Annotated in this window: 11 protein-coding genes; 3 read left to right on the top strand and 8 right to left on the bottom strand. The window is 69.2% G+C overall.

Translation table 11 applies throughout. The annotated features are described in order from the left end of the window. Nucleotides 1-90: 90 nt before the first annotated feature. Both gabT and ABD932_RS31055 read left to right on the top strand, forming a co-directional pair. A complete protein-coding gene (gene gabT, locus ABD932_RS31050; protein ID WP_345017724.1) occupies nt 91-1,425 on the top strand; it encodes a 4-aminobutyrate--2-oxoglutarate transaminase in 1,335 nt (444 codons plus the stop codon). Nucleotides 1,426-1,645: 220 nt separating this feature from the next. Continuing rightward, nucleotides 1,646-2,479 carry a phosphatase PAP2 family protein gene (locus ABD932_RS31055; RefSeq protein WP_345018082.1) on the top strand — a complete coding sequence of 278 codons (834 nt, stop codon included), beginning with the start codon at nt 1,646-1,648 and terminating at the stop codon, nt 2,477-2,479. Here the strand turns inward: ABD932_RS31055 and ABD932_RS31060 are convergent. From ABD932_RS31060 to ABD932_RS31095, 8 genes are all read right to left on the bottom strand, one after another. Further along, complete coding sequence (locus ABD932_RS31060; protein WP_345017726.1) at nt 2,418-4,211, bottom strand: chitinase; 1,794 nt, start codon at nt 4,209-4,211, stop codon at nt 2,418-2,420. The two genes, ABD932_RS31055 and ABD932_RS31060, sit on opposite strands and share 62 nt — an antisense overlap. 103 nt (nt 4,212-4,314) lie before the next feature. Beyond that, a complete protein-coding gene (locus ABD932_RS31065; RefSeq protein ID WP_345017729.1) occupies nt 4,315-4,767 on the bottom strand; it encodes a hypothetical protein in 453 nt (150 codons plus the stop codon). A gap of 114 nt (nt 4,768-4,881) precedes the next feature. After that, nucleotides 4,882-6,309 carry an NAD(P)/FAD-dependent oxidoreductase gene (locus ABD932_RS31070; RefSeq protein ID WP_345017731.1) on the bottom strand — a complete coding sequence of 476 codons (1,428 nt, stop codon included), beginning with the start codon at nt 6,307-6,309 and terminating at the stop codon, nt 4,882-4,884. Between the two features lie 22 nt (nt 6,310-6,331). Continuing rightward, the gene (locus ABD932_RS31075) at nt 6,332-7,132 is read right to left on the bottom strand and encodes an ABC transporter permease (protein WP_126395412.1); all 801 of its coding nucleotides are present in this window, start codon (nt 7,130-7,132) and stop codon (nt 6,332-6,334) included. Beyond that, nucleotides 7,133-8,062, bottom strand: coding sequence for an ABC transporter permease (locus tag ABD932_RS31080; RefSeq protein ID WP_345017734.1), 930 nt, complete (start codon nt 8,060-8,062; stop codon nt 7,133-7,135). It lies immediately after the preceding gene. Then, the gene (locus ABD932_RS31085) at nt 8,062-9,225 is read right to left on the bottom strand and encodes an ABC transporter ATP-binding protein (RefSeq protein WP_345017736.1); all 1,164 of its coding nucleotides are present in this window, start codon (nt 9,223-9,225) and stop codon (nt 8,062-8,064) included. The genes ABD932_RS31080 and ABD932_RS31085 overlap by 1 nt, the downstream gene beginning before the upstream one ends. Beyond that, nucleotides 9,222-10,469, bottom strand: coding sequence for a polyamine ABC transporter substrate-binding protein (locus tag ABD932_RS31090; protein WP_345017739.1), 1,248 nt, complete (start codon nt 10,467-10,469; stop codon nt 9,222-9,224). Before ABD932_RS31090 ends, ABD932_RS31085 begins: the two co-directional genes overlap by 4 nt. A 54-nt stretch (nt 10,470-10,523) precedes the next feature. Beyond that, on the bottom strand, nt 10,524-12,089 hold the full coding sequence (locus ABD932_RS31095; RefSeq protein ID WP_345017741.1) for a gamma-aminobutyraldehyde dehydrogenase: 1,566 nt from the start codon (nt 12,087-12,089) through the stop codon (nt 10,524-10,526). Nucleotides 12,090-12,289: 200 nt separating this feature from the next. On the opposite strand from ABD932_RS31095, the gene ybiA reads away from it, so the two are divergent. Next, on the top strand, nt 12,290-12,844 hold the full coding sequence (gene ybiA / locus ABD932_RS31100; RefSeq protein ID WP_345017743.1) for a riboflavin biosynthesis intermediates N-glycosidase: 555 nt from the start codon (nt 12,290-12,292) through the stop codon (nt 12,842-12,844). Nucleotides 12,845-12,879 lie beyond the last annotated feature (35 nt).

Below are 12,879 nucleotides of genomic sequence, written 5' to 3' on the forward strand. Positions count from 1 at the left end.
CGCCCACATGGAGCATGCCCACCCCCCGCTCACGGCCCTAGCCTGCGAGAAAAGAGAAGACAAACGTCCGCAAGACCCCGGGAGCCCCTCATGAGCGCACTTCCTCAGGAGCGCCGCGTCGTCACCGCCATCCCCGGCCCGAAGTCGCAGGAGCTGCAGGCCCGCCGTACCGCCGCCGTCGCTCAGGGCGTGGGCTCCGTACTGCCCGTGTTCACCGCGCGTGCGGGCGGCGGCATCATCGAGGACGTCGACGGCAACCGGCTCATCGACTTCGGTTCGGGCATCGCCGTGACGTCCGTCGGCGCGTCCGCCGAGGCCGTCGTACGCCGGGCCACCGCGCAGCTCGCCGACTTCACCCACACCTGTTTCATGGTCACGCCCTACGAGGGCTACGTCGCCGTCGCCGAGGCGCTGGCCGAGCTGACGCCGGGCGACCACGCCAAGAAGTCGGCGCTGTTCAACTCCGGCGCCGAGGCCGTAGAGAACGCCGTCAAGATCGCCCGTGCGTACACCAAGCGCCAGGCCGTCGTCGTCTTCGACCACGGCTACCACGGCCGTACGAACCTCACGATGGCGCTGACCGCGAAGAACATGCCGTACAAGCACGGCTTCGGTCCGTTCGCGCCCGAGGTCTACCGCGTGCCGGTGGCGTACGGCTACCGCTGGCCGACCGGCCCGGAGAACGCCGGCCCGGAGGCCGCCGCGCAGGCCATCGACCAGATCTCCAAGCAGGTCGGCGCGGAGAACGTCGCCGCGATCATCATCGAGCCGGTGCTCGGCGAGGGCGGCTTCATCGAGCCGGCCAAGGGCTTCCTGCCCGCGATCAGCAAGTTCGCCTCCGACAACGGCATCGTCTTCGTCGCCGACGAGATCCAGTCCGGCTTCTGCCGTACGGGTCAGTGGTTCGCCTGCGAGGACGAGGGCATCGTCCCCGACCTGATCACCACCGCGAAGGGCATCGCCGGCGGTCTCCCGCTCGCCGCGGTGACCGGCCGCGCCGAGATCATGGACGCCGCCCACGCGGGCGGCCTGGGCGGCACCTACGGCGGCAACCCGGTCGCGTGCGCCGGTGCGCTCGGCTCCATCGAGACGATGAAGGAGCTCGACCTCAACACCAGGGCGAAGGCGATCGAGGCGACCATGAAGGCCCGCCTCACCGCAATGGCCGAGAAGTTCGACATCATCGGCGACGTCCGCGGTCGCGGCGCCATGATCGCCATCGAGCTGGTCAAGGACCGCGCCACCAAGGAGCCCAACCCGGAGGCGACCGGCGCGCTCGCCAAGGCCTGCCACCAGGAGGGCCTGCTGGTCCTGACCTGTGGCACCTACGGCAACGTGCTCCGCTTCCTGCCCCCGCTGGTCATCGGCGACGACCTCCTCAACGAGGGCCTCGACATCATCGAACAGGCCTTCGCCCGCATCTGAGGTCACACCAAAACCACTGGTGAGCGACGGGCCCCGGCCCGGGAACCTCGTCCGCCCCAGCCCTGACACCGCTCGCGGTTCCGGGGCTGGGGCGGCTACCGTCAGAGCGTGTGAAGAAGGTGTGCGAGGTGGATGTCAGGACGCGATTCCGCCTGTCTTACGCCCTCGCCCTGTCGTAGGTTCTAAGCAGATGAGAGATACACCCCGCCCAGAGGGGACTCTGGGTGACATCGGGCCGAGGCCTCCCCAGCTTCGACCTGGTCGTGCCCTCGCGCACACAACCGGGGCCTCCGGCTCCGGATCTCCTCACCGATCGGACAGTCGCCCGCCCCAAACCCCCCGGGGCGCGCGACCATCCGATCCGGACGGCCGCCTCGGAACCACCCCCCCTGTTCCGGGGCGGCCGACCTCCCTCTTCCTCCTTCTCGGACTTCCGGCCCTCCTCTTCGCCCTGATCACCTGGCAGGTCGAAGCGGACGGGCCGCTTGTGCGTGTGGACGAGCGGGCCTCCCGAGCCCTGATCCACCCGGACGGCGTCTCCGAGGTCCTCGCCGACCTCGGCAACGTCCAGGTGGCGGTCCCGGTCCTCGCCGCGGTCCTCCTCTACGTCGCCCGCCGGGCCCGCCTCACCGGTACAGACCGGTGGTGGCTGCCGGCCGCCGCGGCGGCGGTCCTGATGGCGCTGGTCCCGGCCCTGGTGGTGCCCCTCAAGGAACTCACCGACCGCCCGGGCACCCCGGCCGTCCCCCCGGGGACCGGCTACTACCCCTCCGGGCACACCGCCACGGCCGCCGCCGCCTACGGAGCCGCGACCCTGCTCCTCCTCCCCTGGCTGCGCAGCGCCTACGCCCGCCGTGAGCTCGTCATCGCCTGCGTGGTCGTCAACGCGGCCGTCGGCCTCGGTCTGGTCCGGCGCGGCTACCACTGGCCACTGGACGTCGTGGCCAGTTGGTGCCTGGGCGCGCTGCTCCTGGTCTCGTTGTGGCTCTTCCTCAGCCGAAGTAGCCGTCGAACGTCCGCTGGAACTCCCAGCCGCCGTACCGGTCCCAGTTGATCGACCACGTCATCAGGCCGCGCAGCGCGGGCCAGGTGCCGTGGGTGGCGTACGAGCCGCAGTTGGTCTTCTTCGTCAGGCAGTCGAGGGTCTTGGTGACCTCGGCCGGGGGGACGTGGCCGTTGCCCGCGTTGGTCGAGGCGGGCATGCCGATGGCCACCTGGTCGGGGCGCAGGGGCGGGAAGACGTTGTCGGCGTTGCCCGCGACCGGGAAGCCGGTCAGGAGCATGTCGGTCATGGCGATATGGAAGTCGGCGCCGCCCATGGAGTGGTACTGGTTGTCGAGTCCCATGATCGGGCCCGAGTTGTAGTCCTGGACGTGCAGCAGCGTCAGGTCGTCGCGCAGGGCGTGGATGACCGGGAGGTACGCCCCCGCCCTCGGGTCCTGGCCGCCCCACTGACCGGTGCCGTAGTACTGGTGGCCGAGCTGGACGAAGAAGGTCTCCGGGGCCATCGTCAGGACGAAGTCGTCGCCGTACCTGGCCTTCAGGGCCTTCAGCGCCGAGATCAGGTTGACGATCACCGGTGTCCTCGGGTTCTTGAAGTCGGTGTCGTCGGCGTTCAGGGAGAGCGAGTGGCCCTCGAAGTCGATGTCCAGGCCGTCGAGGCCGTACTCGTCGATGATCTTCGAGACCGACGTGACGAAGGTGTCCCGCGCCGCCGCGGTCGTCAGCTGCACCTGGCCGTTCTGACCGCCGATGGAGATCAGCACCTTCTTGCCGGCCGCCTGCTTGGCCTTGATCGCCGCCTTGAAGTCGGCGTCGGACTCGACGTTCGGGCACTCGGTGACGGGGCAGCGGTCGAAGCGGATGTCTCCGGAGGTGACCGAGGTCGGTTCGCCGAAGGCCAGGTCGATGACGTCCCAGCTGTCGGGGACGTCGGCCAGGCGGGTGTAGCCGGAGCCGTTGGCGAAGCTCGCGTGGAGGTAGCCGACCAGGGCGTGAGCAGGGAGGTCCGCGTCTCCGCCGCCCGGCTGGGCGGTGGTCGTGGCCGTCACCGTGGCCGACTTCGCGGACTCACCCGCGTCGTTCACGGCGCTGACCTGGAAGCCGTACGCCGTGGAGGGCGAGAGTCCGCCGACCGTCGCCGAAGTGCCGGTAACCGTCTGGACCTTGGTGCCGTCGCGGTGGATCGAGTAGCTCGTCGCGCCGGGGACCGACGACCAGGACAGGGCGACGCTGGAGGAGGTGACGGTGCCGGCCTTCAGACCGGTCGGGGCTGCGGGTGGCTGCCCGGCATCCACGCCCGGGCCCACCAAGGAGATGTCGTCGGCGTAGTAGGCGCCGGTGCCGTACCAGCCATGCGTGTAGATCGTGACCTTGGTGGTGGAGGGGCCGGTGCGGAAGGTCGTCGTGAGCTGCTGCCAGGCGGGGGCCGACTGGGTCCAGGTGGAGACGTCGGTGGTGCCGGTGCCGCTCGCGCCGAGGTAGACGTACGAACCGCGGACGTGGCCGGACAGCGTGTACTGGGAGTCCGGTTTCACGGTCACCGTCTGCGCGCACCGGGCGTTGTCGCCGCCGGCCGGGGTCGCCTGCAGCGCGGAACTGCCGCTTCGCACGGGCGAGTTCACGGTCGTACCCGCCGTGCAGGTCCAGCCGTCGAGACCGGCCTCGAAGCCGCCGTTGCGGGCGAGGTCCGCGTCGGCCGCACGGGCGGCCGACGAGAGTGCGGCGAGACCGGGCAGGGTCAGGGCCGCGGCGGTGAGCAGGGCGAGGGGTCTGAAGCGATCCACAAGTGCCTCCGGGCATGGGGGAATTGGAGGGTGGAGCCGCCCACAACTTGGTCCAGACCAATCTGCCTGTCAAGACCCCAAGGGTTCCAGGAGTTTCCGCGCGCTAGCCCTCCCCCTCCGTGGCCAGCCCCGCCGCCGCCTCGTGCATGGCCAGTTCGAGGAGGGCCGGGTCGATGAGGGTGCCGCTGCCGTCCGGTGGGACCAGCCAGCGGATGCCGCCGGTGGCGCGGCCCGGGTACGGGACGACGATCCAGGTGCCCGCGCCGGCCGTACGGATGCCGGTGCCGAGCCAGCGGGCGGCCGTGCCCGGCGGCACGAAGAAGCCCATGCGCGAATCGCCGAAGTCGACCAGGACCGGGCCGAGTTGGTCGAGGATGCGGGTGAGGACGTCGAGGGTCGGATAGCCGAGCTCGCCGGGCAGGATGAGTACGTCCCAGGCCTTGCCGGCCGGAAGCAGTGCGACCCCGAGGGGGTTGCGCTCCCACTCCCAGCGGCAGGCTTCGGGATTCGGAGCCACGGATGTCAGCCACTCGACCGCCGGCTTCGCCGCTGTCATGACGGTGACCTCCCTTTCCTTCGTGGACGCCGGTCGCGTCACGGGAGAGAGGGAGGTCACCCGGCAGGCATTACGCGGGTTCGCTTCACCAATCTGAAGTGACCTAGGTCACATTCAGCTGTCGAACCCGAGGCCCAGCCTGTCCATCGCCCTCAGCCACAGATTGCGCCGCCCCCCGTGCGCGTCGGCACGGGCCAGCGACCACTTGGTGAGCGCGATGCCGGTCCAGGCGAAGGGCTCCGGCGGGAAGGGCAGGGGCTTCTTGCGGACCATCTCCAACTGGGTCCGTTCCGTGCGCTCCCCCGCCAGCAGGTCCAGCATCACGTCCGCGCCGAACCGGGTCGCGCCGACGCCGAGCCCCGTGAAGCCCGCCGCGTACGCCACCTTGCCCTGATGGGCCGTCCCGAAGAACGCCGAGAAGCGCGAGCAGGTGTCGATCGCGCCGCCCCACGCGTGCGTGAAGCGGACGCCCTCCAGCTGCGGGAAGCAGGTGAAGAAGTGCCCGGCGAGCTTGGCGTACGTCTCCGGACGGTCGTCGTACTCGGCGCGGACCCGGCCGCCGTACGGGTAGATGGCGTCGTAACCGCCCCACAGGATGCGGTTGTCGGCGGAGAGGCGGAAGTAGTGGAACTGGTTGGCCGAGTCGCCGAGGCCCTGCCTGTTCTTCCAGCCGATCGAGGCCAGTTGCTCCGCGCTGAGCGGCTCGGTCATCAGGGCGTAGTCGTAGACCGGGACCGTGTAGGCGCGGACCCGCTTGACCAGGCTCGGGAAGATGTTCGTGCCGAGGGCGACCTTGCGGGCGCGGACCTGGCCGTAGGGGGTGCGTACGGCCATGCCGGCGCCGTACGGCTTCAGGGTGAGGGCGGGGGTGTGCTCGTGGACGCGGACGCCGAGGTCCAGGCACGCCCGCTTCAGTCCCCACGCCAGCTTGGCCGGGTTGACCATGGCGACGCCCCGGCGGTCGTAGAGGCCCGCCTGGAACGTCGGTGAGTCGACCTGGGCCCGCACCGCGTCGGCGTCGAGGAACTCGATGCCCTCGGCGAGGCCCTTCTCCCGCAGCTCCTCGTACCAGTCGCGCAGTTCCCACGCCTGGTACGTCTCGGTGGCGACGTCGATCTCGCCGGTGCGCTCGAAGTCGCAGTCCAGGGAGTAGCGGGCGACCGCCTTCTCGATCTCGTCGAGGTTGCGGACGCCCAGCTCCTGGAGCTTGTGGATCTCGTCCGGCCAGCGGGCGAGCCCGTTGGGCAGACCGTGGGTGAGGGAGGCGGCACAGAAGCCGCCGTTGCGGCCCGAGGCGGCCCAGCCCACCTCGCGGCCTTCGAGCAGCACCACGTCCCGCTGCGGATCGCGCTCCTTGGCGATGAGCGCGGTCCACAGTCCGCTGTATCCGCCGCCGACGACGAGGAGGTCGCAGGTCTCGGCCGTGGTGAGGGCGGGCTCGGGGTGGGGCTTGCCGGGGTCTTCCAGCCAGTACGGGACCGGCTGGGCTTCGGAGAGTGCCTTCGTCCAGTGATTGCCAGAACTCATGGCGCTTGGGGCCATGATTTCAACTCCCTACAGGGGCTTATGCCTTTTGCTTGTTACGGCGGTTGCTGATGACCATGGAGGCCAGGACGAACAGTACGGCGACGACGAACATGGCCGTACCGATGACATTGATCTGAACGGGCGTTCCGCGCTGCGCCGAGCCCCAGACGAACATCGGGAAGGTGACGGTGGAACCCGCGTTGAAATTGGTGATGATGAAATCGTCGAAGGAGAGCGCGAAGGCGAGCATCGCGCCCGCCGCGATTCCGGGGGCGGCGATCGGCAGGGTGACCCGGACGAACGTCTGGAACGGCCCGGCGTACAGGTCCTGGGCGGCCTGCTCAAGCCGCGGGTCCATCGACATCACGCGGGCCTTCACCGCCGTCACGACGAAGCTGAGGCAGAACATGATGTGGGCGATGAGGATCGTCCAGAAGCCGAGCTGGGCGCCCATGTTGAGGAACAGGGTGAGCAGCGAGGCCGCCATGACGACCTCGGGCATCGCCATCGGCAGGAAGATCAGCGAGTTCACGGCACCCCGCGCGCGGAAGCGGTAGCGGACCAGCGCGAAGGCGATCATCGTGCCCAGGACGGTGGCACCGATCGTCGCCCAGAACGCGATCTGCAGGCTGACCGAGAGCGAGCCGCACATGTCGGCGACGCCGCACGGGTCCTTCCAGGCGTCCAGGGAGAACTGCTGCCATTCGTAGTTGAAGCGCCCCTTCGGATTGTTGAAGGAGAACACCGTCACGACGACGTTCGGCAGCAGGAGATATCCGAGCGTCAGCAGTCCCGCGATGACGACGAGATTGCGCTTGAGCCATTTGACGAAGGTCATTTAAACCAGATCCTCCGTGCCGGACCTGCGGATGTAGACCGTCACCATGACGAGGATGGCGGCCATGAGGATGAAGGAGAGCGCCGCGGCCGTCGGATAGTCCAGGATCCGCAGGAACTGCGTCTGGATGACGTTGCCGACCATGCGGGTGTCGGTGGAGCCGAGCAGGTCCGCGTTGACGTAGTCGCCGGCGGCCGGGATGAAGGTCAGCAGCGTGCCGGAGACGACCCCCGGCATCGACAGCGGGAAGGTGACCTTGCGGAAGGTGGTGACCGGCCTGGCGTACAGGTCGTTCGCCGCCTCGTGCAGCCGTGGGTCGATGCGCTCCAGCGAGGTGTAGAGCGGCAGGACCATGAACGGCAGGAAGTTGTACGTCAGACCGCACACCACCGCGAGCGGCGTGGCCAGCACGCGGTCGCCCTGGGTCATGCCGAGCCAGCTGGTGATGTCCAGGACGTGCAGGGTGTTGAGGGCGCCGACGACCGGGCCGCCGTCCGCGAGGATCGTCTTCCAGGCGAGGGTGCGGATCAGGAAGCTGGTGAAGAACGGCGCGATCACCAGGATCATGATCAGGTTCCGCCAGCGGCCCGCGCGGAAGGCGATGAGATAGGCGAGCGGGTAGCCGAGGATCAGGCACAGGATCGTCGCCGAGCCCGCGTAGAGCACCGAGCGCAGGAACTGCGGGTAGTACTCCGACAGGGCGTCCCAATAGGTCGCGAAGTGCCAGGTGACCTTGTAGCCCTCCTCCAGGGAGCCCGTCTGCACGGACGTGGAGGCCTGGTAGATCATCGGCAGCGCGAAGAAGACCAGCAGCCAGAGGATGCCGGGGAGGAGCAGCCAGTACGGCACCAGGCGGCCACGCCTGCGGGGTGGCTTCTTCTCGGGCGCGGTCGGGGTCAGAGGCGGTGGCGCCTCGGTGAGTGTCGCCATCAGACCGCCGCCTCTTCCTGGATGCCGGCGTCGATGTCCTGGGCAGCATCCAGGCCGAACGTGTGCGCCGGGTTCCAGTGCAGGACGACCTCGGCGCCGGGCACGAGGCGGGCGTCGCGGTCGATGTTCTGGGCGTAGACCTCGAACTCGGGGCAGACGGGGCTGTCGACGACGTACTGCGTGGAGACGCCGATGAACGAGGAGTCGGCGATCCTGCCGGTGATGCGGTTGCGGCCCTCCGGGATGTCCCCCGCGTCGTCGGCATGGGTGAGGGAGATCTTCTCGGGGCGTACGCCGACCAGCACCTTGCCGCCGGTCGCCGTGGGCGCGGAACATCGCGCCTCGGGCAGGACGAGCTTGCCGCCGCCCGCCTTCAGCACGATGTCGTCGCCGTTCTTCGTGTCGACCTCGGCCTCGATGAAGTTCGAGGTGCCGAGGAAGTTGGCGACGAACGTCGTGCGCGGGTTCTCGTACAGGTCGGTCGGCGAGCCGAGTTGCTCGACGCGGCCCGCGTTCATCACGGCGACCGTGTCGGCCATCGTCATGGCCTCCTCCTGGTCGTGCGTGACATGGACGAAGGTGATGCCGACCTCGGTCTGGATGCGCTTGAGCTCCAGCTGCATCTGGCGGCGCAGCTTGAGGTCGAGGGCGCCGAGGGGCTCGTCGAGGAGGAGCACCTTGGGGTGGTTGATCAGCGCGCGGGCCACGGCGACGCGCTGCTGCTGGCCACCGGAGAGCTGGTGCGGCTTCTTGCGGGCCTGCTCGCCCAGCTGGACGAGGTCGAGCATGTCCTCGACCTGCTTCTTCACCGACTTGATGCCGCGCCGGCGCAGGCCGAAGGCGACGTTCTCGAATATGTCGAGGTGCGGGAAGAGGGCATACGACTGGAACACCGTGTTCACCGGCCGCTTGTACGGCGGGAGCGCGGTCACGTCCTGCTCGCCGAGGTGGACGGTGCCGCTGCTGGGCTCCTCCAGTCCGGCGATCATGCGCAGGGTGGTCGTCTTGCCGCAGCCCGAGGCGCCGAGCAGGGCGAAGAAGGAGCCCTGGGGCACGGTCAGGTCGAGCGGGTGGACGGCGGTGAAGCCGTTGTCGTACGTCTTGCTGATGCCCGAGAGGCGGACGTCGCCGGTGTTGTCTGTCTTGTTGGTCACGGTGGTCACGCCCCAGTCAGCTTCGCGAACTTCTCTTCGAACTCGGTCTCTTCCTTCGAGCTCAGCGAGCGGAAGGCGTGGGACTTCGCGGCCATGGCCTTGTCCGGGATGATCAGCGGGTTGTTCGCCGCATCCGGGTCGATCTTCTCCAGCTCGGCCTTCACACCGTCGACCGGCGTCACGTAGTTGATGTACGCGGCGAGCTCGGCGGCCGGCTGCGGCTCGTAGTAGAAGTCGATCAGCTTCTCGGCGTTCGTCTTGTGACGCGCCTTGTTCGGGATCAGCATGTTGTCGGTCGACGTGATGTAGCCGCTGTCCGGGATCAGGAAGTCGATCTCCGGGCTGTCCGCCTTCAGCTGGACGACGTCACCGGCCCAGGCGATACACGCCGCGAAGTCGCCGCTGGTCAGGTCGGAGGTGTAGTCGTTGCCGGTGAAGCGGCGGATCTGGCCCTTGTCGACGGCCTTCTGGATGCGGGCGACCGCCGCGTCGTAGTCGTCGGCGCTGAAGTTCGCCGGGTCCTTGCCCATGTCGAGCAGGGTCATGCCGATGCTGTCGCGCATCTCCGACAGGAAGCCGATACGGCCCTTGAGCTTGGGGTTGTCGAGCATGTCCGAGACGGACTTCACCTCGACGCCGTCGAGCGCCTTCTTGTTGTACGCGATGACGGTCGAGATGCCCTGCCAGACGTACGAGTAGGCGCGGCCGGGGTCCCAGTCGGGGTCGCGGAACTGCGCCGACAGGTTGGTGTAGGCGTGCGGCAGGTTCGACGGGTCCAGTTTCTGGACCCACCCGAGGCGGATGAGGCGGGCGGCGAGCCAGTCGGTGAGGACGATGATGTCGCGGCCGGTGTCCTGACCCGCGGCGAGCTGCGGCTTGATCTTGCCGAAGAACTCGACGTTGTCGTTGATGTCCTCGGTGTACTTGACCGAGATGCCGGTGCGCTTCCTGAACTGGTCGAGCGTGGGGTGGTGCTTCTCGCTGTCGTCCACGTCGATGTACTCGGTCCAGTTGGAGAAGTTGACGACCTTCTCCTTCTCCGAGTGGTCCTCTGCGGAGACGCCGCCCTTGGTGTCGCCCGCCGCGGGGATGCCGCAGCCGGTCAGCGCCCCGAGGCCGCCGACCGCGAGCGCGCCGCCCGCTGAGGCGCGCAACAGGGACCGCCGGGTCATGGCGGCCCGGCCATTGCGGAAGCTGCGCCGCATGGCGGCCACTTGGGCCGGACTCAGGCGGTCGGGCTCGTACTGCTCCATGCGCGTGGTGCCCTTTCGGAGGGTTCGGCCGCGGGTCGGGCGGCCTGTCTTCTGCTACCGGTCCCCGAAGATCGTGCGGTGCCAGTCCTTCCTGGCCACCGCGGTGTTGTCGAACATGACGTGCTTGATCTGGGTGTACTCGTCGAAGGAGTACGCGGACATGTCCTTGCCGAAGCCGGACGCCTTGTAGCCGCCGTGCGGCATCTCGCTGATGATCGGAATGTGGTCGTTGACCCACACACAGCCCGCCTTGATCTCGCGGGTGGCGCGGTTGGCCCGGTAGACGTCCCGGCTCCAGGCGGAGGCGGCGAGTCCGTACGGGGTGTCGTTGGCCAGCCGGATCCCCTCGTCGTCGCTGTCGAACGGCAGGACGACCAGGACCGGACCGAAGAGCTCGGACTGGACGATCTCGCTGTCCTGGGCCGCGTCGGCGACCAGGGTGGGCAGATAGTACGCCCCGTTCTCCAGCGCCCCCTTCGGCGCGGCCCCGCCGGTCACCACGCGCGCGTAGGCACGCGCACGGTCGACGAACCCGGCGACCCGGTCGCGCTGGACATGGGAGATGAGCGGCCCGAGATCGGTGCCCGGCGCGAACGGATCACCGAGCCGCACGCTCTCCATGAGGGCGGCGGTCCGCTCGACGAAGGCTTCATAGAGCGGTCGCTGCACGTACGCGCGCGTGGCGGCCGTGCAGTCCTGCCCGGTGTTGATGAGCGCGCCCGCGACGGCGCCGTGGACAGCGGCTTCCAGGTCGGCGTCGTCGAAGACGACGAAGGGAGCCTTGCCGCCCAGCTCCAGGTGGATCCGCTTGACGGTCCCGGTGGCGATCTCGGCGACGCGCCTGCCGACGGCGGTGGAGCCGGTGAAGGAGGTCATGGCGACGTCGGGATGGCCGACGAGATGCTCGCCCGCCTCCTTCCCGGTCCCGGTGACGATGTTGACGACACCGTCGGGGATCCCGGCGTCGGTGGCGGCCTGGGCGAAGAGGAGCGAGGTGAGCGGGGTGAGCTCGGCGGGCTTGAGCACGATGGTGTTGCCCGCGGCGATGGCCGGGAGGATCTTCCAGGCCGCCATCTGGAGGGGGTAGTTCCAGGGGGCGATGGAGCCGACGACGCCGATGGGTTCGCGGCGGACGTACGAGGTGTGGTCGCCGGAGTACTCGCCGGCGGACTGCCCCTGCAGATGCCGGGCGGCACCGGCGAAGAACGCGGTGTTGTCGATGGTCCCCGGGACGTCGAACTCACGGGTCAGCTTCAGCGGCTTGCCGCACTGGAGGGACTCCGCGCGGGCGAATTCCTCGGCGCGCTCGGCGATGACGGCGGCGAAGCGGTGCAGGGCGTCGGAGCGCTCGCCCGGGGTGGCGGCGGACCAGGCCGGGAAGGCCTCGCGCGCGGCGGCGACGGCGGCGTCGACGTCATCGGCGCCGGCCAGGTCGTACGTGTACACCTCCTCGCCGGTGGCGGGGTCGACGACGGCGTGCGTACGACCGGAGGTCCCCTTCGCCGGCCGGCCCGCGATGTACTGCGCGCCGTCCGCGAAGCGGTCCTGGGCGGGGAATCGCTCCGGGGGTGCGGATTCCGGGGTGACGGTTTCCGGGGTGGCGGTGCCCGGGTTCTGCATGTGGCTCTCCTCCGTGTCCCCGTGGTGGGGCCGGCGTGGCTCGGGCTCGATTTGAGTGCCGATCCTGACAGAGCAGGAGGACTCCAACAAGTGATTCCGTTGTTGCCTTTTGGTTACGCGACGGAATCTGTCGACCAGGTGTCGAGTTGGCCGGATAAACGCGGGACGGATTGTCGGTGGTGCGTGCCATGCTCGGGGGCATGACGAAGATCGATTCTTGGGACTCCCTTCTCGGGGAGGTCCGTGCGGGGGCGAGAGTCAAGTATCTGCACTTCTGGGGGCACCGGCCGCTGCCCGACGGCCAGGTGGGCGCGAGCTGTCTGAGCCAGTGGTGGCCGTCGCCGTTCACGGTGGACGGCGTGGCGTACGCGACCGCCGAGCACTGGATGATGGCCGAGAAGGCACGGCTGTTCGGGGACGCGGAGGCGGAGCGGCGGGTGCTGGACGCCGGGCATCCGTCGGCGGCGAAGAAGGCCGGGCGGCTGGTGCGGGGGTTCGACGACGGGGTGTGGGAGCGGGAGCGGTTCCGGATCGTCGTCGAGGGGTCGGTCCACAAGTTCGGCGCGCATGCGGATCTGCGGGGGTTTCTGCTGGGCACGGGGGATCGGGTGCTGGTGGAGGCGAGTCCGGTGGACCGGGTGTGGGGGATCGGGCTGGCGGTGCGGGACGAGGGGGCGGGGGATCCGGAGCGGTGGCGCGGGCCGAATTTGTTGGGGTTCGCGCTGATGGAGGCGCGGGAGCGGTTGCGGGGGTAGGGGGTTTTCGCCCCCGCCGCCCCTACCCGTCCCGT

Origin of the sequence: Streptomyces shaanxiensis (genome assembly GCF_039537145.1) — a bacterium.
Classification (GTDB): Bacteria; Actinomycetota; Actinomycetes; order Streptomycetales; family Streptomycetaceae; genus Streptomyces; species Streptomyces shaanxiensis.

Bases quoted from the DNA above. Each gene is read 5' to 3' on its own strand.
- gabT (WP_345017724.1), top strand. From the start codon at position 91: ATGAGCGCACTTCCTCAGGAGCGCCGCGTCGTCACCGCCATCCCCGGC.
- ABD932_RS31095 (WP_345017741.1), bottom strand. From the start codon at position 12,089: ATGCAGAACCCGGGCACCGCCACCCCGGAAACCGTCACCCCGGAATCC.
- ABD932_RS31070 (WP_345017731.1), bottom strand. From the start codon at position 6,309: ATGGCCCCAAGCGCCATGAGTTCTGGCAATCACTGGACGAAGGCACTC.
- ybiA (WP_345017743.1), top strand. From the start codon at position 12,290: ATGACGAAGATCGATTCTTGGGACTCCCTTCTCGGGGAGGTCCGTGCG.
- ABD932_RS31065 (WP_345017729.1), bottom strand. From the start codon at position 4,767: ATGACAGCGGCGAAGCCGGCGGTCGAGTGGCTGACATCCGTGGCTCCG.
- ABD932_RS31090 (WP_345017739.1), bottom strand. From the start codon at position 10,469: ATGGAGCAGTACGAGCCCGACCGCCTGAGTCCGGCCCAAGTGGCCGCC.
- ABD932_RS31075 (WP_126395412.1), bottom strand. From the start codon at position 7,132: ATGACCTTCGTCAAATGGCTCAAGCGCAATCTCGTCGTCATCGCGGGA.
- ABD932_RS31080 (WP_345017734.1), bottom strand. From the start codon at position 8,062: ATGGCGACACTCACCGAGGCGCCACCGCCTCTGACCCCGACCGCGCCC.